Annotated in this window: 25 protein-coding genes and 1 pseudogene; 18 read left to right on the top strand and 8 right to left on the bottom strand. The window is 68.6% G+C overall.

Annotated elements, in window-relative coordinates:
* Positions 1-6: 6 nt before the first annotated feature.
* The 7 genes from ACFFGN_RS23970 to ACFFGN_RS23940 all read left to right on the top strand — a co-directional run bounded on the left by ACFFGN_RS23970 (position 7) and on the right by ACFFGN_RS23940 (position 6105).
* The gene (locus tag ACFFGN_RS23970) at positions 7-1116 is read left to right on the top strand and encodes a hypothetical protein (protein WP_380051494.1); all 1110 of its coding nucleotides are present in this window, start codon (positions 7-9) and stop codon (positions 1114-1116) included.
* A 59-nt stretch (positions 1117-1175) separates the two neighbouring features.
* Entirely contained in the window at positions 1176-2621 is a 1446-nt protein-coding gene (purB, locus tag ACFFGN_RS23965; RefSeq protein ID WP_380051492.1) for an adenylosuccinate lyase, read from the top strand.
* A 19-nt stretch (positions 2622-2640) separates the two neighbouring features.
* Positions 2641-4017, top strand: coding sequence for an NACHT domain-containing protein (locus tag ACFFGN_RS23960; protein WP_380051490.1), 1377 nt, complete (start codon positions 2641-2643; stop codon positions 4015-4017).
* On the top strand, positions 4018-4656 hold the full coding sequence (locus ACFFGN_RS23955; protein WP_380051488.1) for a hypothetical protein: 639 nt from the start codon (positions 4018-4020) through the stop codon (positions 4654-4656).
* Positions 4657-4815: 159 nt separating this feature from the next.
* Positions 4816-5172: a hypothetical protein gene (locus ACFFGN_RS23950; RefSeq protein ID WP_380051486.1), complete on the top strand. Its 357-nt coding sequence runs from the start codon at positions 4816-4818 to the stop codon at positions 5170-5172.
* Positions 5172-5561 carry a hypothetical protein gene (locus ACFFGN_RS23945; protein WP_380051484.1) on the top strand — a complete coding sequence of 130 codons (390 nt, stop codon included), beginning with the start codon at positions 5172-5174 and terminating at the stop codon, positions 5559-5561. Before ACFFGN_RS23950 ends, ACFFGN_RS23945 begins: the two co-directional genes overlap by 1 nt.
* 127 nt (positions 5562-5688) lie before the next feature.
* Complete coding sequence (locus ACFFGN_RS23940) at positions 5689-6105, top strand: hypothetical protein (protein ID WP_380051482.1); 417 nt, start codon at positions 5689-5691, stop codon at positions 6103-6105.
* A gap of 166 nt (positions 6106-6271) precedes the next feature.
* Here ACFFGN_RS23940 and ACFFGN_RS23935 read toward each other — a convergent pair whose 3' ends face one another.
* Positions 6272-6850, bottom strand: a complete 579-nt coding sequence (locus tag ACFFGN_RS23935) for a TetR/AcrR family transcriptional regulator (RefSeq protein ID WP_380051480.1) — start codon at positions 6848-6850, stop codon at positions 6272-6274.
* 47 nt (positions 6851-6897) lie between these two features.
* Here ACFFGN_RS23935 and ACFFGN_RS23930 point away from each other — a divergent pair, with 47 nt between their 5' ends.
* Positions 6898-8064: an FAD-dependent oxidoreductase gene (locus tag ACFFGN_RS23930; protein ID WP_380051478.1), complete on the top strand. Its 1167-nt coding sequence runs from the start codon at positions 6898-6900 to the stop codon at positions 8062-8064.
* A gap of 48 nt (positions 8065-8112) precedes the next feature.
* Here the strand turns inward: ACFFGN_RS23930 and ACFFGN_RS23925 are convergent, their stop codons facing one another.
* The 3 genes from ACFFGN_RS23925 to ACFFGN_RS23915 all read right to left on the bottom strand — a co-directional run bounded on the left by ACFFGN_RS23925 (position 8113) and on the right by ACFFGN_RS23915 (position 9948).
* Positions 8113-8610, bottom strand: coding sequence for a hypothetical protein (locus ACFFGN_RS23925; protein WP_380051476.1), 498 nt, complete (start codon positions 8608-8610; stop codon positions 8113-8115).
* 69 nt (positions 8611-8679) lie between these two features.
* Positions 8680-9186: a hypothetical protein gene (locus tag ACFFGN_RS23920; protein WP_380051474.1), complete on the bottom strand. Its 507-nt coding sequence runs from the start codon at positions 9184-9186 to the stop codon at positions 8680-8682.
* 36 nt (positions 9187-9222) lie between these two features.
* Entirely contained in the window at positions 9223-9948 is a 726-nt protein-coding gene (locus ACFFGN_RS23915; RefSeq protein WP_380051472.1) for a CDP-alcohol phosphatidyltransferase family protein, read from the bottom strand.
* Positions 9949-10161: 213 nt separating this feature from the next.
* Between ACFFGN_RS23915 and ACFFGN_RS23910 the strand changes: the two genes are divergently transcribed.
* The 7 genes from ACFFGN_RS23910 to ACFFGN_RS23880 all read left to right on the top strand — a co-directional run bounded on the left by ACFFGN_RS23910 (position 10162) and on the right by ACFFGN_RS23880 (position 18280).
* A complete protein-coding gene (locus ACFFGN_RS23910) occupies positions 10162-11256 on the top strand; it encodes a hypothetical protein (protein WP_380051470.1) in 1095 nt (364 codons plus the stop codon).
* Positions 11257-12008: 752 nt separating this feature from the next.
* The gene (gene purS / locus ACFFGN_RS23905; RefSeq protein ID WP_380051468.1) at positions 12009-12260 is read left to right on the top strand and encodes a phosphoribosylformylglycinamidine synthase subunit PurS; all 252 of its coding nucleotides are present in this window, start codon (positions 12009-12011) and stop codon (positions 12258-12260) included.
* Entirely contained in the window at positions 12257-12928 is a 672-nt protein-coding gene (purQ, locus tag ACFFGN_RS23900; RefSeq protein ID WP_380051466.1) for a phosphoribosylformylglycinamidine synthase subunit PurQ, read from the top strand. Before purS ends, purQ begins: the two co-directional genes overlap by 4 nt.
* The gene (locus tag ACFFGN_RS23895; protein ID WP_380051464.1) at positions 12928-14934 is read left to right on the top strand and encodes a hypothetical protein; all 2007 of its coding nucleotides are present in this window, start codon (positions 12928-12930) and stop codon (positions 14932-14934) included. Before purQ ends, ACFFGN_RS23895 begins: the two co-directional genes overlap by 1 nt.
* Positions 14931-17192: a phosphoribosylformylglycinamidine synthase subunit PurL gene (purL, locus tag ACFFGN_RS23890; RefSeq protein ID WP_380051462.1), complete on the top strand. Its 2262-nt coding sequence runs from the start codon at positions 14931-14933 to the stop codon at positions 17190-17192. The genes ACFFGN_RS23895 and purL overlap by 4 nt, the downstream gene beginning before the upstream one ends.
* A gap of 167 nt (positions 17193-17359) precedes the next feature.
* Positions 17360-17902 carry a DUF1707 SHOCT-like domain-containing protein gene (locus ACFFGN_RS23885; RefSeq protein WP_380051460.1) on the top strand — a complete coding sequence of 181 codons (543 nt, stop codon included), beginning with the start codon at positions 17360-17362 and terminating at the stop codon, positions 17900-17902.
* A 48-nt stretch (positions 17903-17950) separates the two neighbouring features.
* On the top strand, positions 17951-18280 hold the full coding sequence (locus ACFFGN_RS23880; RefSeq protein WP_380051458.1) for a YnfA family protein: 330 nt from the start codon (positions 17951-17953) through the stop codon (positions 18278-18280).
* An 87-nt stretch (positions 18281-18367) separates the two neighbouring features.
* Here the strand turns inward: ACFFGN_RS23880 and ACFFGN_RS23875 are convergent, their stop codons facing one another.
* Both ACFFGN_RS23875 and ACFFGN_RS23870 read right to left on the bottom strand, forming a co-directional pair.
* Entirely contained in the window at positions 18368-19228 is an 861-nt protein-coding gene (locus ACFFGN_RS23875) for a hypothetical protein (protein ID WP_380051456.1), read from the bottom strand.
* Positions 19225-19794: an RNA polymerase sigma factor gene (locus ACFFGN_RS23870; RefSeq protein WP_380051454.1), complete on the bottom strand. Its 570-nt coding sequence runs from the start codon at positions 19792-19794 to the stop codon at positions 19225-19227. The genes ACFFGN_RS23875 and ACFFGN_RS23870 overlap by 4 nt, the downstream gene beginning before the upstream one ends.
* A gap of 176 nt (positions 19795-19970) precedes the next feature.
* On the opposite strand from ACFFGN_RS23870, the gene ACFFGN_RS23865 reads away from it, so the two are divergent.
* The 3 genes from ACFFGN_RS23865 (at position 19971) to ACFFGN_RS23855 (ending at position 22119) form a co-directional block, all read left to right on the top strand.
* Positions 19971-20648 carry a GNAT family N-acetyltransferase gene (locus tag ACFFGN_RS23865; protein ID WP_380051452.1) on the top strand — a complete coding sequence of 226 codons (678 nt, stop codon included), beginning with the start codon at positions 19971-19973 and terminating at the stop codon, positions 20646-20648.
* Positions 20645-21304 carry a cupin domain-containing protein gene (locus ACFFGN_RS23860; protein ID WP_380051450.1) on the top strand — a complete coding sequence of 220 codons (660 nt, stop codon included), beginning with the start codon at positions 20645-20647 and terminating at the stop codon, positions 21302-21304. The genes ACFFGN_RS23865 and ACFFGN_RS23860 overlap by 4 nt, the downstream gene beginning before the upstream one ends.
* A 233-nt stretch (positions 21305-21537) precedes the next feature.
* The gene (locus ACFFGN_RS23855) at positions 21538-22119 is read left to right on the top strand and encodes a hypothetical protein (RefSeq protein WP_380051448.1); all 582 of its coding nucleotides are present in this window, start codon (positions 21538-21540) and stop codon (positions 22117-22119) included.
* Here the strand turns inward: ACFFGN_RS23855 and ptsP are convergent.
* Both ptsP and dhaM read right to left on the bottom strand, forming a co-directional pair.
* Positions 22105-24060, bottom strand: a complete 1956-nt coding sequence (gene ptsP, locus ACFFGN_RS23850; protein WP_380051693.1) for a phosphoenolpyruvate--protein phosphotransferase — start codon at positions 24058-24060, stop codon at positions 22105-22107. The genes ACFFGN_RS23855 and ptsP overlap by 15 nt on opposite strands.
* A gap of 105 nt (positions 24061-24165) precedes the next feature.
* Positions 24166-24609: pseudogene (dhaM, locus tag ACFFGN_RS23845) on the bottom strand (dihydroxyacetone kinase phosphoryl donor subunit DhaM); the annotation flags it as partial.
* Between the last annotated feature and the right edge of the window lie 37 nt (positions 24610-24646).

Raw genomic sequence — 24646 nt, 5'->3', positions numbered from 1 at the left:
CCCCAGATGAACGACGATCAGGAGATCGGCGCCGAACTCCACCGGATGGCGGCGACCGACCCACTCGGCCCGATCGACTCCCAGCGGCTTCTCGCGCGCGGCCGTCGCGGCCGTAAGCGGCGTCGCATCCTTTCCGCCTCGGGCGCCGTCGCCGCGGTGTCGGCGGTTGCGCTGGCCGCCACGCTGCTGCCGAACGTGGGCCAGGCCGATACCGCGCCGGCCGACTCCAGGACCGAGAACCGTGTCGTCGCGGACAGCGGGGGAGCCTTTCCCGGCACGCCGACGGGTGACGCGGCGCTCGCTCCGATCTCGTCGGCGGAAGCGCTGCGGCGCTGCCGGATCCAGTGGACGGTGGCGGTGGGCAAGGATCCAGGGCCGATCGAGGTGCTTACCGGCGAACCGGTGATGCAGGGCAACGGGGATCCGCTGCCGAACGGCAAGTTGCTGTGGCGGCCGGGCAGCCTGCTGATCGTCGGTGATATCGCGTCCAAGGTTGAGTCGTACAACTGTGTGATCGGCGGCAACTACTTGCCGAGCAAGGCCGAACTGGCCGCGGTGGCGGAACAGTCGATCCGTACCGACGACCAGTCGGTGCTGCGTCGCTGCTCAGCGATGACGTTCCAGGACCTGCGGCGCTGGAAGGTGCTGTCCAAGAGCATTCAGGCGAACGCGTTCGGCGCCGCCGTAGCGGTTTCGCCGAGTGGCAAGTACGTCGCGCACTGCTACTTCGGTTCCCCGGCGGCTCGAAAGGCCGCGGTCGGGGTCGGGGGCAAGAGCCAGATCGTCCGTCAGTGGCCCGCGCCTACCCGCGTCGATGGTGGGTTCGGCTACGCCGGCGTCAGGGTCGAGGACGCGTTCCAGACCTGCAAGGTGACCGGCCTGGCTTGCGAAGGCTGGCTTTACCACTCAGCGCGGCGTGTTCCGCTGCCGGTCGCGAAGCTCACCTTCGAACAAGGTGGCCGCACCACCACCGTGTCCGTCCGGCAAGGCTGGTACGCGCTGGCTTGGGCACCTGGTGACAAGGATGGCCCGCTGAAGCAGCTGAGGGTGACCGCCTACCGGGCGGATGGTTCTGTCATCAAGAGCGTCTCCAGCGGTCCGATCCACAAGCGCTGACGGCCGCCGGGGTGCGATGCCAACCCGTGACGGCGGTGCCGCGAGGCGAGTGAGAGAGAATGGGGTACGTGCCGACTTCCAGCAAGCCTCAGATCCCGAACGTTCTCGCCTCGCGGTATGCCAGCCTGACAATGGCCGAGCTGTGGTCGCCGGAGCACAAGATCGTGCTCGAGCGGCAGCTGTGGCTGGCGGTGCTGAGCGCCCAGAAGGACTTCGGGGTCGCGGTGCCGGACGGCGTGATCGAGGACTACCAGCGGGTGCTGAACCAGGTCGACCTGGAGTCGATCGCGGCGCGTGAGCGGATCACCCGGCACGACGTGAAGGCCCGGATCGAGGAGTTCAACGCCCTCGCCGGGCACGAGCACGTGCACAAGGGCATGACCAGCCGGGACCTGACCGAAAACGTCGAGCAGCTGCAGATCCGGGCCGGCCTGGCCCTGGTCCGGGACCGCGCCGTCGCCACCGCCGTACGGCTCGGCCAGCAGGCTGCGGAGCACGCGGCGCTGGTGATGACCGGCCGCTCGCACAACGTCGCCGCGCAGGCGACCACTCTCGGCAAGCGGTTCGCCTCGGCCGCGGACGAGCTGCTGATCGCGATCGCCCGGGTGGACGAGTTGCTCGAGCGCTACCCGCTGCGCGGCATCAAGGGCCCGGTCGGTACCTCGCAGGACATGCTCGACCTGTTCGGTGGCCAGGAGAAGCTGCTGACCGGCCTGGAGTCGGAGGTCGCGCAGCACCTCGGATTCCGGCGCACGCTGACCAGCGTCGGCCAGGTCTACCCGCGTTCGCTGGACTTCGAGGTCGTCTCGGCCCTGGTCCAGCTGGCCGCCGGCCCGTCCAGCCTGGCCACCACGATCCGGCTGATGGCCGGCCACGAGCTGGTCACCGAGGGCTTCAAGGAGGGCCAGGTCGGTTCCTCGGCGATGCCGCACAAGATGAACACCCGGTCCTGTGAGCGGGTCAACGGCCTGGCCGTGATCGTTCGCGGCTACGCGTCGATGGCCGGTGAGATGGCCGGTAACCAGTGGAACGAGGGCGACGTCTTCTGCTCGGTGATCCGCCGGGTCGCGCTGCCCGACGCGTTCTTCGCGCTGGACGGGTTGTTCGAGACGTTCCTGACCGTGCTGGACGAGTTCGGCGTCTACCCGGCGGTGGTGGAGCGGGAGCTCGAGCGGTACCTGCCGTTCCTGACCACCACGAAGATCCTGATGGCCGCGGTGAAGAACGGCGTCGGCCGGGAGACCGCGCACGAGGTGATCAAGACCCACGCCGTCCAGATGGCCCTCGACCTGCGCCAGGGTTCGGACGAGAACGATCTGTTCCGACGCCTCGGCGAGGACGGACGGCTGGGGCTGACCGAGCAGCAGATCGTGGCCATCGTCGGCGAACCGCTCTCGTTCACCGGAGCGGCTGTCGCGCAGGTCAACGAGGTCGTGCGCCGGGTCGATCAGCTCGCCAAGCGCTACCCTGACGCAGCCGCCTATAACCCCGGCGACATCTTGTAGGCACTCCAGGAGGGCATCGGTGGTTCAGCGCAACGCCCGCTTTCTCGCGATGGCCGTGGCGCTGCTGAGCCTGGGTCTGCTCGCACTGGTGATCCGGGGCCTCGACCGGGGGTGGCTCAGCAACACCGCCGCGATCGTGGCGCTGGCGTTCGCCTTCGCGGCGGCCTCGATCCAGCTGCTCAGCCTGCGCCGGATGAGCCGGGCCGAGGCCACCTCGACGGTGGAACGTCTCTATCTGACCGAGGTGATCCGCCGTTTCGGTCCCACCAGCCGTACGGTGTACCGGCGGCGGCCGGTTCGACTCCGGGACCTCGGCACGGGCGAGGGTCTTCCCGAGCAGGACCTGGCGGCGCGGCTCGCCCCTGCGGAGGTTGGCCTCGCCGTACTGACGGCACCGCACGGTGGCGGGAAGACCTCGTTGCTGAGGCATTTGGTCGCCTCGCTGGCAACGGATCGCCAGAGCGGTTTGGCCGGGAGTCGCCTGCCTATGTTGATCTGGTCGCGCGACTGGTCACCCAAGGGCGAGGAGTTGCCCGACTTCCTCGCGAAGGAGTCCGGGGTCCCGCTTGAGGTCGTCACGCACTGGGCGGAGACGGGGGCGCTGCTAGTCATCATCGACGGCCTTGACGAGCTGAGGTCGTCGGACCGGCGCGCGCTGATGCGGCAGGTCAAGCACTTCCGAGCGGACTTCCCGCACGTGAAGGTGCTCTTGAGCGACCAGCCGGGCTTCGACGACTCGTACCTGGTTCCAGACCTCCAGCTGGAGATCGAGGCAATCAGCCCGGCAGAGGTCGAGGAGTGGCTGACGGACCTGGCGCTATCTAGCGACGGGCCCGCCACCCCCGTGGAGGGTGACGAGCTTGACCCGCCAGGTCGCCGCCGGGTTCGCGAAGAAGAGGACGACGGGTATACGCCGTCTTTGCCGCAGGAGATCCAGTACGAGGCGTCCTACCGGCGTACCTTCGGCGTGCGGCGTCATTCCCAGGTAGCCGAGCTACTGGGGCTTGGAGACGGCGCGGCGGTCGTGAGCGGGTTCGAACAGCTACTGCAGACTGGCTCGACTGATGTGGCCGTGGCGGTCTCGCACGACTTGATCCCGGCCCTGCTGCATCGAGGAGATGAGTCTGCCGCCGCGGAAATCCAGCGGCTGGCCGTTGGCATCTTCAGGGAGCCGTCAGAGCAGACCCAGCTCCCGACGGTCGACGGACTCTCCACCGACGAGAAGCGGGTGTACGCCGTCCTGAGCGCGTCCGTCGCTCAAGACCTCGCCCAGGTCGCGAGCGCGGCTGAGCTCCGGCCGTCGGTTACGAGCCAGGCGCTCACCGCACTCGAGGAAGCGGGCCTAGTCAGGGTGAGCGGCGACAGGTACCGGCTGGCTCTCGAACGGGGGCACTGAGTGTCCGCCGCTGGACCCTGGATCGCCGCGTTACTCGCTGGCGGTTTGGCCTTCCTCGAATTGCATGTTCAGAAGCGCAAGCCGCTCTCCTGGCGTGCGACGCACTGGGTACTGCTTCGTCTGGCTGCGGACGGTGTAGCCGGGTACCTCGCTTACACCGTGCTAGAGCTGGCTTTCGGTGACTTGGACTGGTTCAACAACATCTGGTCGGCCTTGATCGCCGGGCTGGTCGGTCCCGCGCTGCTGCGGTCCCAGCTCAGCCTGATCGGTTCTGGCGACGAGACCTCGGCAGGCCCGGCAGTGGTGTTCCGCCGACTCCAGCGGTACGCCGATGAGGCCGTCGACGACATCGGCGCGAACGCACAGTCCAAGTGGATCCACAGCAAGGTCCTGCCGGTCCTGGATCGTCCGGGCAGTCTGGATTACTTGGTCCGGCGGGCCGACGACTACCTGGCCCAACTCGATCGACTGGATCAACTGGTCCGGGACGCCAAGCGCGAGCAGATCCAACAGGCCGCGGCCGACGACACTCCCGACTCCCTGAAGAGCCGGGTGATCGTGCAGATCCTCCTGGACCTCAAATGCCAGCGGGCCGTTCGAAGCATCGTCGCCGACCTCCGTAAGACCGCCCCGCGCTGAACTCTCCTGACTGGTACGCGGCTGCCTTGGCCTATCACAATCCCGCTGGTGGAAGTGGACGGTCTACCGCGTTGAAGGCAGAAGCCCGGACCCTCGGGCCTCCGCCGGCTGCGGGCAGCGGAGATCGCTCGGGTACGAGAGGCTAAGCTCCGTGACGCTATGAACGATGTCCTCTCGATGACGATCGTCATCCTCGCCGTGCTCGCGGCCGTCTTCGCCCTCGTGCTGGCGGCGCTGGACCGCCGGATCAACTGGTGGCTGCTCGGTTTGCTCGGCGTGGTCGAGGTAGCGCTGTTGGTGCAGTTCGTCTTCGGCATCGTGCAGCTGATCCGTACGGACCAGGACGTGTCCGGCATCATCTTCGTCGGCTACCTGATCGGCACCCTCGCGGTCCTACCCCTCGGCGCCTTGTGGGCGCTTGCCGAGAAGAGCCGCTGGGGAGCGGGCGCCCTGGCGATCGCGTGCCTGATCGTGCCGGTGCTGGTACTGCGGCTCGAGCAGATCTGGTCGGTCTGATGACCTCCACCCGGAGTGGTCCAGGCCGTGCGCTGATCCTGGTCTACGGGATCTTCGCGGCCTCCGCGACCGCCCGGGCCGGCGTACAGATCGCGACGGACTTCGACCGGGCGCCGCTGGCCTACCTGCTGTCCGCCTTCGCGGCGATCGTGTACTGCGCGGCGACTGTCGGGCTGGCCCGATCGACCTCCGACTCGCGCCGGGTGGCCCTGGCCGCGATCGTGATCGAACTGGCCGGCGTGATCGGCGTCGGCGCGCTGAGTTACGCCGTACCGGAGGACTTTCCGGACGCCACGGTGTGGTCGCACTTCGGTCAGGGCTACGGTTTCGTACCGCTGGTACTGCCGGTGCTCGGCCTGCTCTGGTTACGCAAAAGCACCGCCGGCTAATCGGGCGAGGGGTTGTTGCCGAGGTCCCCTATCGTCGATGAGGCGTTGTGTCAGTGGTCTGGCCTCGTTAGATACGCAACACGTTTGGGGATTCTGCCGCTAAGGCACGTACGGCAAGATGCTGATCGTGGACTGGTCGAATGTGACCTGGTTGCTGACCGGCCTCGGGGCAGTGGTCGTATTGCTCACCCGGGTCAGACTCGGCGGCGGCGCAGAGCGTCGTCGCAGCAGCGGCGTGGCCGGGGTCGCGTCGGGCCTGGTCAAACTGCACACCCTCTTCGGCGTACTCGCGCTGGTCCTCTGGAGCACCGCCCTGGTCACCCTGCGGGACGTCATCGTGTACGCCGCCCTCGCCGCCTGGTGGATCGTCGTCGTACTCGGCCTACTCCTCCTGGCCCGCTGGCTCCCGTCCGCCGGCCGCCATTCCGAGGAGACCGCCGCTGACGCCTGGGGCGCCGGCGCGGGCCTATCCGCCCTCGGCCACCTGGGCATGCTCGTAGGCGTCACCTACTTCACCTTCGTAGCCCTGACCAATCGCCTCTAGCCACTCCACAGCCGCCCGCCCCCTCCCTCCCCCCTTGCCACGGTCGGACGCGAAATACCGAAACCGCATTTTGCGTCCGACCGTGGCAAGGGGGGAGGGAGGGCGGGACCTCGTCGTGCCGACGAGGGGGCACGTTTGGATCCGGCCCGGGTAGGAGGGGGCCGGGCTAGGGGGTGAGGGTGGTCAGGAGGGCGGTGAGGGTGGTGCGGGTGGTTGATTCGAAGGTGGCGGCGGGGATGGTGGAGCCGGCGCCGGCTACGCGGTCGTACATGAGGCCGTCGAGCATCGCCGCGATCGGCCAGGCGAGTTCCTCGGCGTTCGGGATGCCGTCTGCCGCGAGGACTTCGGCGAGACCGGCGCGCAGGCGCGTGCCCGCCTCGATGAGAACGGCCTGGAGGGCGGGCTGACGGTTGGCCTCGAGGGAGAGTTCGTACCGCGCGAGCAGGTCTTCTCGCCGGTGGGTCGTCAGGTCGAGGACCATGCCGAGCAACAACTCGACCGTGCCGATCCCGCTTGGCATGGCGGTACGCCCGGCCAGGTCGCGTTCGAGCATCCGGTTGAGGCACGCGCCGAGCAGGGCGTCGCGCGTGCGCAGGTAGTACGACGTCGAGCCCGGCGGCAGTCCGGCTTCGGCGTCCACCGCGCGATGGGTGAGTCCTTTGAGTCCGCGGGTCGCGACCAGGCGGATCGCGGCGTCCGCGATGACCTCGCGCCGTTCCGCCCCCACGGGCACTTTGTCAGCCACATCACGAACCCTATCTCACCATCCTCTACAGATGTAGAGTTTTGTCCATGAGTGAGAGAACAGCGGTAGTCGTCGGAGCCGGTATCGGTGGCGTGACAGCGGCTGCCGCCCTGAGCCGTCGCGGTTGGCGAGTCACCCTGCTGGAGCGGGCGCCCGAGCTCGGTGAAGTCGGCGCGGGCATCTCCGTTTGGCCGAAGGCGCTCCAGGTTCTCGACGGCCTCGGCGCCAAGCAGCGACTCGGCGACGCCGGGATCGACGCGGTGCAGGGCGGGTTGCGCCGGCCCGACGGCAGGTGGCTTATCCGGGTCAGCGGTACGGCGATGGAGGCTCCGATGATGGTCCACCGGGCCCGGCTGCATGAGGCGATCACGGCCACGTTCCCGGCGTCCGTCCAGATCCGGACCGGCGTAACGGTTGTCGGCGTCGAGCAGGACGCGACCTCCGCGACGGTGATCGGCAGCGCGGGGGAGGAGTTCACGGCGGACCTGGTCGTCGCGGCCGACGGCCTTCGCAGCGTCGTCCGTACGGCGCTCAACCCCGGCCATCCCGGCCCGCGCTACTCGGGCTACACCGCCTTCCGGGGTGTCGCGGAGGTCGACCGCCCGGACGACGGTGGTGAGACTTGGGGGCGGGGTTACCGCTTCGGCTATCTCCCGCTCGTCGACGGCCGCGTCTACTGGTACGCGACCGCCACCGCGCCGGCTCAAGCCAAGCCGGCTCAAGCCAAGCCGGCTCAAGCCAAGCCGGTACAACCCGAGTTGGACGTCACCGAGTTGTTCCAGCACTGGCATGACCCGATCCCGGCGCTCGTCGGGAAGACGCCGCCCGAGACGGTACTGCGCAATGACGTGTACGACCTCGCGCTACCGCTGCCGCCCTTCGTCACCGGCCGGGTGGTCCTACTCGGAGATGCCGCCCACGCGATGACCCCGAACCTGGGCCAAGGCGCGTGCGCCGCGATCCAGGACGCCGGGGTGCTCGCGGAGCAACTCGAGCGGTACGGCGAACAGCCTGCCGCGCTCGAATCGTACGACCGGATCAGGCGTACCGCGACGACGAAGCTGGTTCGCCGCTCGCGCCGGCTGGGCGTGCTCGGCCAGGTCGCGAATCCGGTCGCGGCGACAACCCGGGACGGCGTACTGGCCCTCATCGGCCAAGCCGCCCGCCTGCTCCCGAACCGCCGGCCCACCACACAACCCGTACGACCCGCATAACCCGTACGACCCGTACGGCCCACACAAGCTGTACGAGCCGGCAGGGGATCAGAAGGCGGCGATGCCGATGGCGATGAGTACGAAGCGGGCGGCGCGGCCGAGAAAGACCGCGCCGGCGAAGCCGACCACGCCCATCCGGCTGGCCCCGGCGAGCAGGGCGACGGCGTACAGCGGGGGAATGCCGGTGAAGGAGCTGAGCAGGGTGACGGGCAATCCGTACCGGGCGTCGCTCAGGGCGTCGAGCAGTCGCTTACTCGCCGAGCGATAGGAGTGCACGAGCCGTCCCCAGCGGGTATCGAGGTTCACGCCCTTCGGCTCGCGCTGGGATCGCCGGGCATTGAAGTCGGGGCGATAACGCACCGCGAGGAACATGCCGATCTTGCCCACGGTCTGGCCGAACGAGATACCGATGGCCGCGGTGATCGGGTCCAGAGCGCCCGAAACACCAGCGCCGAGGATGTACGCCTCGGCGCTCAGAATCGGGATCACGGCGGACGCGATACCGAATCCGGTCGCGAGTAACGCCTGCCAAAGCCAGTCGGCCATGGGGTCAACTGTGCCGTAAGAAGTTTGTTGCATCAGGCACCGGGCCGGATAACCGGGGGCGAGTCAGGGTCAGAAGGCGGAGACCCCTAGGGCCAGCAGGGCGAATCTGCCGACCCGGCCGATCAGCACGGTGATGGCGAAGACCAGTACGCGCATCCGGCTCGCGCCCGCGATCAGCGCGACGGCGTACAGCGGCGGAAAGCCCGCGAACGCGCTCAGCGCGACCACCGGTACGCCGTACTTCGCGTCGCCGATCAGATCGAGCAGCTTTTTCGCGGCGCGGGCCGAGCGCTCCTTGAACCGGCCCCACCGGGTGGTGAGATCGGGCTCCTTCGGGACCTTGGTCTTGTGCTTCGCGGCCCAGTCCGGGCGATAGCGAACGGCGAGGAACAGTACGACCTTGCCGAGGCCCTGGCCGACACCCACGCCGATCGCGGCAACGAGCGGATCCAGCGCATGCGAGACGCCGACGCCGACGATGTAGGCCTCGGAGTTGAGCACGGGAATGACGGCCGAGCCGATACCGAACCCGATCGAGAGCAACAGCTCCCAGATCCACCCCAGCGCGTCGCCCATTCGGCCGAGGTTACCCGGCGAAGGGAGCGATACCGGTCAGCGCTTGAAGATCTTGCCGCTGCCCGGGACCGGCTCGATCGCGCCGGTCAGGATGCGGATCAGGCGGATCAGCGAGACTACCTTCATGATCACGATCAGACCGGCGATGGTGTACGGAATCACCATCAGGTCCCAGCGGTAGCCCACAATCAGGGTGATGATCACGCCGGCGGTGTTCACGGCCTTGCCGGCGCGTGACCAGTTCCACAGATAGATCGGGTTGTCGACCTTGTAGAAGTAGTTCGGGCTGAGCGTCGACGGCCAGAGCAGGAATGCCAACGACAACATCGTGTCCAGTACGGCGAACTGGATCAGGTACACCGTGAGCGGGCCGACCACCTCGGGATACGTCGCGATGAACGCCCCGGCCAGCAGCAACGTGCTCGCCCGGTCACAGACGATGTCGAAGACGGCGCCGAGCAGGCTTTCCTGCTTGCGCAAGCGGGCCCACTCGCCGTCGAGCGAATCGCCCGCCCAGTAGACGAAGTAGCCCACCACGAGCCACTGCCAGGTGCCCGAGTGGAACGCCCACGCGGCGACGGCCATCGCGATGATCGTGCGCACCAAGGTGATCCGGTTGGGCGCGGCCAGCATCAGATCCAGCGGGATATGCGCCAGCGAAGGCTTCAGCACCGGCATTACCGCACCGGCGGCCGCCTGGTCCGCGGGACCACCTGTCGCGTTGTTGTCCGGACTCGGCTCCGGGCGCGTCGTACCCACCATTGCGCCTCCAATCAGCCGGGTCCGTCGCCCAGACGCTACCTCGTCCAAGGTCCGTGGCCCTAAAACGCCATCCGGCGAAGGACTGCGCGATCGGTTGCCACTTCGTGCAATCGCGTTGCTCGTTGCTGCAGAAAGGCTGCGCGCCGACTGGTCGCCGGATCAGTGTGACGAGCACCGGAAAGGTTTTCCGGGATGAAGGCGCAGGGAGTTCGGATGAACATTTCAGCACGCAGACGATGGCGGGCTTTTGCCGCGCTGGCGATGGCGGGAGCAGTGGCCGGTTCGACCGGTCTGGCGACGGCGACCGGCGCGGAAGTACCCGCCGGGACCGGGGTGCGGGCCGACTCGGTGGCGGCCGGCGCTCCGCGTAACGGCTTGGACGGCAGCCGCGAAGTGGGCAGTCTCGAAGGCAATGTCTTCGCGGCCGACCGGCGGGCAGATCTCGAAGGCGGCGCGCGGACGACGGCGGCCACGCCGTACTGGGTTCGCTACGCGCCACTGGTCTACCTGGCCTCCGGCGACAAGAACTACCCGATGTCCGCGGAGAGCTTCATCCGGCTCGCGGCGCTGAGGTGGTCCCACGATGACGGCTGCAGCGACGAACAACTCGTCCGCTCGGGCAGTATCAACCCGGCCACCTTGCGCAGTGGCGGCTACAAGCACCAGGGCAAGGGCGGCTCGCCCGGCTGCCGGCACGGCGGTGCGGTCTACACCAGCGCGGGCAAGGTCCGCCCCTTCGACCTGGCGAGTGACTCGAACGAGGGTATGTTCCTCGAGATCGCCAACGCCCACCGCGGTGGTTCGGGCGTGCGCTCTCCCATCTACGTGGACTACATCGCGCGGTCCCACATGACGTTCTGGTTCTTCTACGGCAACAACGACAGCCCCGCGCCGAGGATCGCCGACCACGAGGGCGACTGGGAGCGGATCTCGCTGCGGCTGAACGCAAGCAACGTCCCGGACCGGGTGGCGTTCTACAAGCACAACAGCACCTGCTGGTTGTCGTGGCGCTCGGTGTCGCGCACGGGCACGCACCCGATCATCTACTCGGCCAAGGGCACCCACGCGAGCTACTGGAAGGTCAAGAACAACTGGCCGCTGCCGTACGGCGCGGTGGATACGACCAGCAAGGGCCACGCCTGGAAGACGTGGGAGGTCCCGAGCTACGCGGTCCGCGCACGCCCTTGGTACGGCTACGGCGGCGGCTGGGGCGAGGTCGGCTCGAACCGGCACAGCACCGGTCCGCTCGGCCCGAGCGTTTACAAGGGCCACGAGCCCAACTGGAACAACATCCCCGCCTGCGCCTAGGAGCCCAAGATGAACGCCTTCATGACCAAGCGCCGGCGTACCCTCGCCGCCCTGGCGATCGCAGGCACACTGGCCGCCACAGCGGCCCTTTCGCCGACAGCCGAGAAGGCTGAAGCGGCAACACCGTAATGGGTCCAGTTTGCACCTCTGGTCCACCTCGCGGGCGGTGAGAGCTACCTGCCGATGTCGGCGGAGAGCTTCATTGCGAACTCCACCCTGACCTGGGCGCATGACTCGTTCTGCAACGATGACGATCTGGCTGCCCGCGGCACCGTGTCGCAGGCAGCCCTTGGCAGTGGTGGCTACTCGCATCAGGGCAAGGGCGGCTCGCCGGCCTGCGCGCACGGTGGCGCGGTCTACAACAGCACCGGAAGGGTGCGGCCATACGACCTCGCTGCGGGCGTCGGAGAGCCCGCGCTTGGTACGGCTACGGCGGCGCCTGGGGAGAGGTGGGGGAGTCAGGCTGGACCACCGGTCCGACCGGCCCCAGCGCGCACAAGGGCCCGGTACCGGACTGGAACAGCATCCCCGCTTGCGCCTGATCGTCTCCGTCAGCCGAACGGAGACGTCGGAACGTGGGCGGGTGCTTCTACGGGCCCGCCCACGGCCGATCTCTGGTGACCCGGCCACGGCTGGTGCGTCGGCCCGGCTGCGGCTGGGGGCCTGGACTGGACCGATGTGGGGGTGGTAGAGGGAGATCGGTAGGATTCGGCGTGTCTGTTCGTGTCAGCGGTCGAACCCAGGAGTAGTCAGTGGCCCGCGTTGTCGTCGACGTCATGCTCAAATCAGAGATCCTCGACCCCCAGGGCAAGGCGGTGCACGGCGCGTTCGGCCGGCTCGGCTTCGATGGTGTCGCCGATGTCCGCCAGGGCAAGCGGTTCGAGATCACCCTTGACGGGGAGGCCACCGAAGAGAAGGTGGCCGAGATCCGGAAGGCGGCGGAGACGCTGCTCGCCAACCCCGTGATCGAGGACTTCGAGGTGCACGTCGAGGCCGACCGATGAAGATCGGCGTTGTCACCTTCCCGGGCTCGCTCGACGATGCCGACGCCCGCCGCGCGGTCACGCTGGCCGGTGGCGAGGCCGTCGCGCTGTGGCACGCGGACGCCGATCTGCACGGTGTCGACGCGGTGGTCCTGCCCGGCGGCTTCTCGTACGGCGACTACCTGCGCGCCGGCGCGATCTCGCGCTTCGCGCCGGTGATGGAGACGATCATCGCCAAAGCCGGTCAGGGTCTGCCCGTGCTCGGTATCTGCAACGGCTTCCAGGTGCTCTGCGAGTCGCACCTGCTGCCCGGCGCCCTGATCAAGAACAACCACCGCAAGTTCGTCTGCAAGGACCAGGTCCTGCGGATCGAGAACAACCGCACCGCCTGGACCACCGGCTACGACGCCGGCCAGGAGATCACCATCGTGCTGAAGAACCAGGACGGCGGCTTTGTCGCCGACGAGCCGACCCTGGACCGGCTCGAGGGCGAAGGCCTGGTGCTGGCGCGCTACGTCGGTGACAACCCGAACGGCTCGTACCGCGACATCGCCGGTATCGCCAACGAGCGCGGCAACGTGGTCGGTCTGATGCCGCACCCGGAGCACGCGATCGAGCCGCTGACCGGTCCGGGTACGGACGGTCTGGCCTTCTTCACCTCGGTGCTGAAGGCAGTCGTCGCCTCCTGATGACCAAGCCCCCGCGCCTGAGCCACCGGCGCCCGTTCCTTTGGGCACTGGTGCTCGGCGTTCTGGTCTGCGCTCTTCCGCAAACCGCGACCGCTTCCGCAGCTGATGACTTGTCGAAGCAGGTAGTGGTCGGTGTAGCGGGTCTGCGGTGGTCGGATGTGCAGGCCTCGCCGGAGCTGACCGCGCTGGTCAGCGAGGCGGACGTGGCGTCGATCTCGGTGAAGTCGTCCACCCAGCAGACCTGTCCGCTCGACGGCTGGCTCACCATCAGTTCGGGCACACGCGCGTGGGGCACGATCGCCGGCGAGAGCTGTCCCGAGCTGCCGACGCCGGTGGACGGCAAGATCCCCGGCTGGCAGCAGTACGTCGACACCCAGATCACGCACAGCTCCAGCGCACAGCTCGGCAAACTCGGCACCTACGGCAGCCCGTGCGGCTTCGGTCCCGGCGCGGCCCTGGCCGTTGCCGACAGCTTGGGCCAGGTCGAGAACTGGAAGCCCACCTTCGTACCGGCCGACCTGGCGAACTGCCAGACGGCCATCATCGACGCCGGGATCATGCCGCTGCGCGAAGGCCGCGACGAGGCCCGCGCGAAGCTCGCCGTACTGGTCGGCCAGCTCAAGGCGGCCGGCGCGCGGGTGCTGCTGATCGGTGTCGCCGAGGAGCAGTCCGGCGCACACCGCGAAACCCAGGTCGCGATGCGAATCCCGGCCGGAGGTGAACCCCGCTGGCTGACGAGCGGTTCCACCCGGCGACCCGGGCTGATCCAGCTCGCCGACGTGACCGCCACCCTGCTCAGCACGGTCAGCCTCAAGGACCCGCAGGACGGCGGCGTGCTGGAGGTGACCGGCGATCGGCATACGGACGCCGCCGCGGTGATCGAGGACCGGCTCGACACCAACCAGCGATTCGCGCAGCCCCGGAAGATCCTCGGCCTGGTCGGTATCTCCCTGGTGCTGCTGCAACTCGCCGCGATCGCCTGGCACCGTCTCCGCCCGTCGCGGCGCTCGCGCCCGGTGCTGGTCGGCGCGTTGCTCGCCCAGTGCGGGTTCTTCTCCGCCGTCTTTCTCGCGACCCTCACCAACTGGTGGCGATTCCCCGAGGCCGGGCTCGCCCTGTACGTCGCCGTGATCGGTATCTCCATCGGGCTGGCCGCCTTGAGCTACGCCGCGCTCCGGCGCAACCTCGCCCTCGGCCTGGCCATCGCGGCGTACGTCACGCTGGTCATCGACGGCCTGCTCGGTACGCCGATGCAGGTCGGCAGCATGTTCGCCGACGGCCCGGTCATCGGCGGCCGGTACTACGGCTTCGGTAACTCGACCTTCGCCGCTTTCGCGGTGGCCACGCTCGTCCTCGCTTACGCGGCCGCCCGGCGTTTGCTGGCGAAGAGCCGCGCGCAGGCTGCCGCCGCGGTACTCGCCATTGGAGGCCTCGCGATCATCGTCGAAGGCGTTCCGGCCTGGGGCGCCGACTTCGGCGGGGTGATCGCGTTGACCCCGGCCGTGTTGTTGCTGAGCTGGATCACCTGGCGCGGCAGCATCTCGTTCAGGGCGCTCATCGGTCTCGGTCTGACCGGGTTCGTCGCGGTGGCCGCCTTCGCGCTGGCCGACTACGCCCGCCCGGCCGCCGAACGCAGCCACTTCGGCTCGTTCGTGGCCCGTCTGCTCGACGGGGACACCGGTGACGTGTTCGCCCGGAAGATCCGGATGGCGCTCGGGCCACTGCACACCGTCGGCGGCTGGATCATGCTGCTGGCCGTCGTACTCGCGCTGGTCGCGTGCCTGGCGCCGCAGAAGGTGCCCTCGGCAACGTTCCGGGCGTACGTCGCGAACGACCCGCTGGCCCGTCCGACCCTGCTGGCCCTGGCCGTCTGCGGTTTCGTCGGCATGGTCCTGAACGACGCCGGCGTCACCGTACCGGCGATCATGATCGGTTTCGCCCTTCCCCTCGCTGTAGCCCATCTAGTTGCCAATGGCAATGAAATAGTGAAGGACACTGCCCCGTGAGTACCGACACCGTCAGCAATGCGACCAGTACGCCGGACGTCGAGCAGCCGTGGGCCGAGCTCGGGCTGAAGCCGGACGAGTACCAGCGCATCCGCGACATCCTGGACCGGCGGCCGACCAGCTGTGAGCTGGCGATGTACTCGGTGATGTGGAGCGAGCACTGCTCGTACAAGTCCTCCAAGGTGCACCTGAAGAAGTTCGGCGAGATCCCGCAGGAGACGCCGGCCGGCAAGATGCTCGCCGGTATCGGTGAGAACGCGGGCGTGATCGACATCGGCGAGGGCTACGCCGTCACCTTCAAGGTCGAGTCGCACAACCACCCGTCGTACGTCGAGCCGTACCAGGGTGCGGCGACCGGCGTCGGCGGCATCGTGCGCGACATCCTGGCGATGGGCGCGCGCCCGGTCGCGGTGATGGACCCGCTGCGGTTCGGCCCGCTGGACGCCCCGGACACCAAGCGCGTCCTGCCCGGCATCGTGTCCGGCGTCGGCGGCTACGGCAACAGCCTCGGCCTGCCGAACATCGGTGGTGAGGTCGTCTTCGACGCGACCTACATCGGTAATCCGCTGGTGAACGCGCTCTGCGTCGGCGTGATGCGGCACGAGGACCTGCACCTGGCCAACGCGACCGGCGTCGGCAACCAGATCATCCTGTACGGCGCGAAGACCGGTGGCGACGGAATCGGCGGCGTCTCCGTACTGGCCAGCGAGACCTTCGCCGACGGTGGTCCGACCAAGCGCCCCGCGGTGCAGGTTGGTGACCCGTTCATGGAGAAGCTGCTGATCGAGTGCACGCTCGAGCTGTTCGCCGCGGGTGTTGTCGAGGGCATCCAGGACCTCGGCGGTGCCGGACTGTCCTGCGCGACCTCGGAGCTGGCCAGCGCCGGTGATGGTGGCATGCACGTCGATCTCGACAAGGTGCCGCTGCGGGACGCCTCGTTAGCGCCCGAAGAGATCCTGATGAGCGAGTCGCAGGAACGCATGATGGCGGTCGTGACCCCGGCCAATGTCGAGAAGTTCCTGAAGATCTGTGAGAAGTGGGACGTGCAGGCCGACGTGATCGGCGAGGTCACCGACACCGGGCTGCTGCAGATCGACTGGCACGGCGAACGCGTCGTCGACGTACCGCCGGGCACTGTCGCGCACGAGGGCCCGGTCTACAACCGGCCGTTCGCGCGGCCCGACTGGCAGGACGCCCTGCAGGCCGACGGCGCCGAGAAGTTGCCGCGTGCAACAACCTCGGAGGAGCTGCGGGACACCCTGCTGCAGCTGATCGCCTCGCCGAATCTGTGCGACAAGTCCTGGGTCACCGACCAGTACGACCGCTACGTGCTCGGCAACTCGGTGCTGGCCCAGCCCGAGGACAGCGGCATGATCCGGGTCGACGAGACCACCGGCCTCGGTGTCGCGGTCTCGACCGACTGCAACGGCCGGTTCGCGAAGCTCGACCCATATACGGGTGCACTCGCTGCGCTTGCAGAGGCATACCGCAACGTCGCCACCACCGGCGCGCGCCCGGCCGCGGTGACCGACTGCCTGAACTTCGGTTCGCCGGAGGACCCGGGCGTGATGTGGCAGTTCACCGAGGCCATTCGCGGTCTGGTCGACGGCTGCACCGAGCTCGGCATTCCCGTCACCGGCGGCAACGTGTCGTTCTACAACCAGACGGGTGACACCCCGATTCTGCCGACGCCCGTGGTCGGCGTGATCGGCGTCATCGACGACGTCACCCGGCGGACTCCGATCGGTTTCACCGCCGAGATGGAGGGCCACCAGCTGTACCTGCTCGGCGAGACCCGCGAGGAGCTTTCGGGCTCGGAGTGGGCCAACGTCGTCCACGGTCACCTCGGTGGTCTGCCGCCGAAGGTGGACCTCAAGGTCGAGCAGCAGCTGGCCGACATCCTGATCAACGCTTCGCGCGACGGTCTGATCGACGCGGCGCACGATGTCAGCGACGGCGGTGTCGCCCAGGTGCTGGTCGAGTCCGCGCTGCGCGGTGGCGTCGGCGCCCGGGTCTGGGCGCCGGACGGGCTGGACACGTTCCTCTTCCTGTTCGCGGAGTCGGCCGGTCGCGCGGTCGTCGCGGTACCGCGTACCGAAGAGGTCCGCTTCACCGACATGTGCACCGCTCGCCGTTTCCCGCACGCCAAGATCGGCGTCGTCACGGGCGATTCGCTGGACCTGCAGGACCACTTCTCGCTGCCGCTCACCCAGCTGCGCGAGACCTGGTCGGCCACCCTCCCGGCGGCTTTCGCCTGATCCGAGCGACTTACGGCCCGGTTCCCCTCAGGGGAGCCGGGCCGTTCTCGTAGCTGGAAGCTCGGGGCCAGCTGCTCTGGCAGCTGCAGGGCGGTCTCGGATGGCTGAGGGCGGGATCGGGCTGGTGCGACCTGGCAGACTGTTCGGGAGGCGAAGGAGAGGTGGGGATGGGGGACAAGAAGAAGTCCGCGCGATCAGGTCCAGCCGTACCCGACCGGCCCATGCCGCCCGCCAAGGTGGTCGCGGATCTGGCCGGCAAGGCGGCGGCCACCGGACGCGAGGCCCGGGTCATCGCCGAGCAGCGGCGCATGCGGGCGATCCGCCTGACCGACGCCGAGCGGGAGACCTGCGTCGAACACCTCGCCGAGCAGTACGCTCTTGGCCGGTTGCAGCGCGACGAGTGGGAAGAGCGCCACGACCAGCTAGGCCGGGCCGCCGTGCACGGTGATATCCCGGCCGTCTTCCAGGGCCTGCCGATGCCGGACCTCTATCGCCGCGAGCGGGACAAACCAGCCCGCTGGCCCTGGGCCGTCGGAATCGCCGTCGGCAGCCTCTCCGGCCCGTTCCTGCTGATCGGCCTGGTCCTACTCGCCCTCGGCCGCGAGATCGGCGCCGCCATCTTCATCCTGCCGGCCCTGATCTGGATCCTGCTCTCCGCCCGCTGGGCCTCCCGCCGCAGCCGCCGCCACCTCCTACCCAAACCCCGCTGACCCACAGCTGGGGGCACGGGCGGCGTATGAGGGCCGTAGCGTGCGGGTATGACCTTGCGCTCGATCGGCTTGTTCGTGGTCGCGGCCTTGGCCGAGATCGGTGGCGCCTGGCTCGTTTGGCAGGGCGTACGCGAACAGCGCGGCTTGCTCTGGGTCCTTGGCGGGGTGATCGCGCTTGGCGCCTACGGATTCGTCGCCACCCTGCAGCCTGATCCGAACTTCGGCCGCATTCTCGCGGCGTACGGCGGCATCTTCGTGGCGGGTTCTCTTGCGTGGGGCGTGCTGGTCGACGGATTCCGCCCGGACCGCTGGGACCTCGCCGGCGCGGCCGTCTGCCTGCTCGGCGTCGGGCTGATCATGTACGCCCCGCGCGGCTAGAGACGTCGGCCGGCCATCCACCTGGTTGGCCGGCCGATCGCCGCTAACCTGCTGCCTGTGACCGGAGTGCGTTGGCTGAGCCGCTGGTCAGGGCTGAGTACCGCGCGGGTAGACGTCCAGATGTGCCTCGCCGAGCTTCTGGGTGCGTCCGTCGGCAACCAGCCAGTCGTCCGGCGCGTGGTGCTCGTCGACACCGGCCTGGGCCTTGCGCGGATAGAAGCCTGCGATGACCGTGTTCCGCGAGGCGAGCAGGGCCCGAACCTCGGCAACGGTCTTGTTGCGCCACTGCAGGCCGTGCAGCGGTTCGCCGATGCCCTCGAGTGAGCCGGGCATGTCATAGGCCTCACCGGGTTTGGCCTTCCGGCCGAACTCCAGCTGCAGATTCGCCTTGAAGTCCAGCGGAATCTTGATCACCGTCTGGCAAGGGTCGGTGAAGTAGGGATTGCAGAGCTCCGGCTCCGAGGTGAACTTGACCTTGTACAGAGGCGATTCCTCGTTGGTGAGCTGCGTCTTCCCAGGCGGAAAACTGGTCGAGCGGATGGAACCCAGCTGGCCGACCGACGACGGTGAGGCCGCGGAGGTGGTCATCTGCACGTCGAGCCCCTGCTTCTTGAACTCGGCGTTGTACTTGGCGGTGTCCGCGTACGGGTCGATCACTCGCACGATCAGGTACTCGCCACTGCGACTGAACGACAACGCCGCGGCCTCGGTGCTGCCGCCGCCGATCGGGATGATCGTGAAGGCCGCCGCCAGCCCGGCCGCGGCCAGGGCCGGCACCACCCGTCGTACGACCGGGCGCTTGAACAAGCTGACGCCTGACCGCTCGGGGGAGCCGGTCCGCATGATGGCGCCAACGAGTTCGTCGTGCGCCTGCGGGCTGATCCGTCCGGCCAGTTCGCCGTCGGAGACAGGGTTGAGTTCGCGTAGCCGCTGGTTCGTGGTGCTCATCTCGAGACCTCCTTCATCGCCGGGGTGAACCCTTCGGCGCGTCGTTGCTGCTGATTGGTGCGGGCGTGGAGCAGACGTTCGAAGCGGGCTCTGGCGCGGTGCAACCGAATGCGTACGGCGTTGCGCGAACAGCCCAGGACCACGGCGACCTCGGCCGTGTCGAGCCCTTCCCAGGCGACAAGCGCGAGCAGTTCGCGATCCCGCTCGGGCAGTTCCTCGAATGCCTCCGCCGCCGTCGAGGAGATGGCGCGATCCGGCGTCAACGCACCGGCTTTGGCCAGCTCGCCACGAAGGCGGTCCGCCAGCGCCGTACGACGGCCTTCGCCGCGGCGGTGGTTGGCGAGCGAACGGCGGGCCACGCCGTACAGCCAGGGCCTCGCCTGCTCGTCTTCCGGTACGTCGTCCAACCGCCGCCAGGCCGTCAGGAACGTTTCGGCCAGTACGTCGGCCGCGTCGTCCCGGCTCGAGGTGCGCCGGAGCAGGTAGGTCAGGACCGGGTCGTGGTTGGCCGCGTAGAGCTGCTCGAAGCGCGTTCGGCGTTCGTCTGGTGGATCAGCGCTTCTCACCGCGGCAAGTGGTGATCTGGACGGTGACTGGTTCATACCCCACACATGTCCGGCAACCCGGCCGGGCATTTCACGGCAGCAACAATCAGGGCACTTCCATTCGGGTGGTTCCCAGGGGTGAGCCGCCATCATTGCCCACAGGCGTGCCACGTCGGTGGGCCTCGTAATCTGGGCGGGTGCCGATCTCACAGCCTGTCCAGCGACTCGCCACTCCCGCGGATGCGGAGGCCATCGCGGAGTTGATGCGGATCTCGACCCTCGAACTGTTCCCGGCGTACTACGACGAGCGACAGACAGCCAGCGCCTCGCGGTACATCGCGGCGCTGGACCGCGCTCTGATCGATGACGGGACCTACTACGTTCACGAGGCCGACGGCGAGGTTGTGGCCTGTGGCGGGTGGAGCCGTCGGAACAAGTTGTTCAACGGTACGACCGCGGGCGACAACTCCCGGCTGCTGGATCCGGCGACCGAGCCGGCGCGGATCCGGGCCATGTTCGTGCGCGCCGACTGGACCCGGCGAGGCCTCGGCCGGGCCATTCTCACCGCGTGCGTGGACGCGGCCCGGGCCGAGGGATTCACCCAGCTCGCGTTGATGGCCACGCTGCCCGGCGTACCGCTGTACAAGTCGTTCGGCTTCACCGAGGTCGAACCGGCCGAACTGCCGATGCCCGATGGTGTCGTTCTGGGCGGCGTCGCGATGGAACGCCCGGTCGACGTGGCCAGTCCCGACGTACGGCGTGCTTCCGGCGTATCGCCCGACGCTGTTGCAGGGCCTGATTCCGTTGCAGGACCCGATTCTGTTGCTGGACCTGACTGTCTTGTACGGCCCGATTCTTTGGAGGAGTCCCGATGACCGCAGGCACCACGGTGGAGGCACCCGACGGCACGAAGGTGGTGCTGGGTGAGATCGGCACCCGGGTGGTGTTCGAGAACACCCGGGTCCGGGTCTGGGAGGTCGCACTCGATCCGGGTGAGGCCCAGGGCTGGCACCTGCACCACAACCCGTACGTCGTGCTGTGCCTGAGCACGTCGCCGTGCCACATGGACTGGCTCGACGGCAGTCCGGCGCGGCAGTTGAGCGAGACGGTTGGCGGTTCGGTCTATCGGCCGGTTTCGCCCGTTCACATGCTCACGAACGACGGGGACGCGCCGTACCGGAATCGCTTGATCGAGGTGCTCGACCTGGGCGAAGAGGCCAGCGGCGAACCGCAGGTCCGGGATGGCGACGCGGCAGGCGCCCTCACCGCATCGAGTGGATCCGGGGTGCCGGTCCGGGTGGTTTTGGAGGAGGACGACGTGCGGGTGCGCCACGTGATCCCCGAGCCGGACGCGTCGTACACCTGGGTGACCGGCGCCACGCCGTCCCTGGTGGTCGACCTCGATCTGGAGACCGAGGCCACCGCGGGCGTGCGCTACCTCGAGGCCGGGGAGACGTACGAGCTGCCCGCCAAGTCGACCCGGACCTCCGGCTACAACATCGTCGAGCTGCTGTACTACGGCCGCGCCTAGCTGGCTCCGGGTGCCCGGCTGGCGGGGCACAAGTGTGGACTACTTGGGGAAATCCTGTGGATAACTCAAAAAAACGCGAAGTTATCCACAGGCTCTGAGCCTGAGAGTGTGCACATTTTGTCCACAGGCCTGTTGGCGACCGCTGCCGCCAGAGTTGCAGCTTCCTGCGAATCGTGCCGTATCGCCCTCACCTTCCGTTAGCCTTCGGGTACATTCGGCGGTCGGGGGATCAGATGGGCAAGCGAGTGCGGATCGCGGCTGCGGCGATGGCGGCCATCGGGCTGTTGTTCGTCGCCTGGATCTATCTGCCACGACACCTTGGCGGCCCGTTGGGCAATGGCGCCGGCGATCTGCTGTGCCTTCCGGCCGATCGGGAGCCCGATGCCGCGCTAGGCATGTTGGTTCTGGAGAACACCGGCGACGCCGACGTGACCCTCACCGGGATCTACCCCGTCGACGCTGAGAATCTCTCCATCGCCGAGGCCTTGCTGGTGCCGCTGAGCAAGGACTCGCTCGGCTTGAGTAGCTCAATCGGCTGGCCCTTGACGACCAACCGGATGGCGGAGCTGGGCGACGGGTGGAAGCAGCGCCGGCAGTTGAACGGCGCGGTCATTCCCCCGCAGGCGAAGTCGCCGCGGACGAGGTGGAGTGTGCTGGTGCACGCCCTTAGATCGGATCTCGAGGCGCCGGGACGGACCAACGGGTTCGAGATCGAGTACGAGTCGCGCGGCATCAAGTACCGGTCGGAGCTCGGCACGCACCACGTGCTCGCGCCGGTGTCCGATTGCGCGAAGTTCGAATCACCAACCGGCTGAGAAGGCCCGCACCGCCGCGGAGCTCGGCTGGCTGAGCACTTCCGCGGTGTTGATCGTGGTCAGATCGCTTTGCCGGAGGCGCGCCTTGACCGCCGGGATCTGCGGGCCGATCGCGCTCAGCTCGCGAACCCCCAGGGCGGCCAGCAGTACGGCGGCGGCCGGATCGCTCGCCAGGTCGCCGCAGACCGCGACCGCCACACCTGCGGGCACGTTCCGCACGACGTGGTCGATCAGCCGCAGCACCGCCGGGTCCAGTCCGTCGGCCAGCTGAGCGACGGCACCGTTGCCGCGATCGGCCGCGGTGGTGTACTGCGTGAGGTCGTTCGTGCCGATACTGACAAAATCCAGCCCGGCCGCGAGCGAGGCGATTCGCAGCGCGGCGGCAGGCACCTCGACCATGATGCCGACGCCCAGCCCATCCGGCCGCGGCCCGAGGGCGTCCAGTTCCGCAACGGCCCACCTGACCTCGTCGAGCGTGGTGACCATCGGGAACATGACCCGGGTAGGAGTCTCACCGGCGATCTCACGAACCGCCCGCAGCTGATCGCGGAACAGCTCGGGCCGATCGCGGAACACCCGCAGCCCCCGCTCGCCGAGGAACGGGTTCGCCTCGGCCGGCAGGGGCAGGAACGCGAGGGGCTTGTCGCCGCCGACATCCCACGTGCGGATGGTGATGGGCCGGCCGCCGAGGGCCTTCGCGATCTCGCCGTACGCCGCGACCTGCTCGTCGACGCCCGGCGCCTCGCGGCGATCGCCGAAGAGCACCTCGGTACGGATCAGGCCGGAGCCGTCCGCGCCGAAGGCGGTCCGGGCGTCCTCGACAGAGCCCACGTTCGCCATCACGTGCACGGTCTGGCCGTCGCGGCTGACCGCGGGGCGATCGGCCTCGGCCAGAGCGGTCTCGCGCTCGGCCACGCGGGCCTTGATCGTCGCCGTGAAGGCCTCGCGGGTGGACGCGTCAGGCTCGACCAGGAACGTGCCCTCGCGTGCGTCGAACGCGACCAGCGCGCCAGGGGTGATCCCGATCACGCCGATCCCGGCGATCAGCGGAATTCCGCGCGACCGGGCAACGATCACCCCGTGACCGGTCATCCCGGCGGCGCGGACGGCGATACCCGCCACGCGCTGCGCGTCGATCGAGGCGGCCGTGCCCGCGTCCAGCTCCGGCACGACCAGGATGTGGGCGTCCGTATCGCCGCCCGGGTCCGGCTCGGCCGTGGTCACGCCGGGATTGGCGAGGTTGGACAGGATGCGGTCGCGCACGCTTCGGACATCCTGAGCGCGTTCGCGTTGGTAGGCGTCCTCCAGTTCGGCGAAGACCTTCGCGAGCTCGTCGTACGTCGCTCGCCAGGCCTCCGGGGCGGAGGCTCCGGCCGTGATCGCCTGGGCGACTTCCGCCAGGACGGCCTCGTCGTCGAGCAGAGCGAGATGCGCGTCGAAGATCGAGGCCTCAGCCGGTCCGACCAGCTCCGCGGTACGTTTTCGCAGGTCACGAAGGTCCTCGGCCGCTTTCCCCCGGGCCCGTTGCGAACGCTCCCGCTCGTCGTCGGCCTCACCTGGCTCATAGCCCGCGAGGTCCACCTCGGCCGCCGCCAGCAGCGCGGGCCCGATCGCGAGGTCGAGGCCCGAGCCATTCGCCGTACGGCTTGGCGTGGTTTCGGCTGGTGCCGTTCCGGTTGGCGCGGCGCCTTCGTCGAAGTGCCGGGCGGCCAACTGCGAGATGGCATCCAGTACGTCGGCCGCCTGCGGGCCGTTGGCGTCGAAGCGGAGGTGGTGCCCTTGCCGCGCGTTGAGGGTGGCGACCCGGCTGAGGCTGCCCGCGTCGACCGGGCCTTTGCCGGTGGTCAGGTTCGTCACGGACACCTGGACGTCGAACGAACGGACCAGCCCGACCAGTTTGGCGGCAGGCCTCGCGTGCAGCCCATGCGAGATATCCACCACGACCTCGGTAGACGGCCCGACCACGCCACCCCCAGACCCGCCGCCTTTCGCCTCGCCGGGAGCCGCTCCAGGGCCCTGCTGACCTGCGGAAACGTCGGAACCAGGCACGTCGGCGAGGTGCTCGTGTTTGCCGGCCAGACCGTTGGCGGCTTCGGCAGCGACGTCCGGCAGTGCGGCGCCGGTCGAGGCGATGACGATCGCCGCGACAAGGCCTTCCACCAGCGGTGCGCTGGAGATGACAACTCGCTCGGCCAAGACCGGATCGACGAACTCCAGCGCCATCTCGGCACTCAGCACCGCGCTGCCCAGGTCGAGCAGTACGAGCACGCCCTCCGGACTGTCGGCCGCTTCGATCGCCGCCGCGACGGCCGTCGCATCCGTACCGAAGGTGGTCTCGTCCAGCCCAGCAGCTACCGCGATCACGGGCCGATCGGCCGCAGGCACCATCTCCCCGGCCAACGCGACCGCCGCATCCGCCAGCGCCCGGCTATGCGAAACCACCACCAACCCGATCACGCGTCCACCTCTCCATCGACTATCCGGCCGCACGAGACGACCACCAACGCCGTCACGCCAGCCGTCGCCC

This window comes from Kribbella deserti, assembly GCF_042434725.1.
Lineage (GTDB): Bacteria > Actinomycetota > Actinomycetes > Propionibacteriales > Kribbellaceae > Kribbella > Kribbella deserti.
This window is presented reverse-complemented; position numbering and strand designations above follow the sequence as displayed.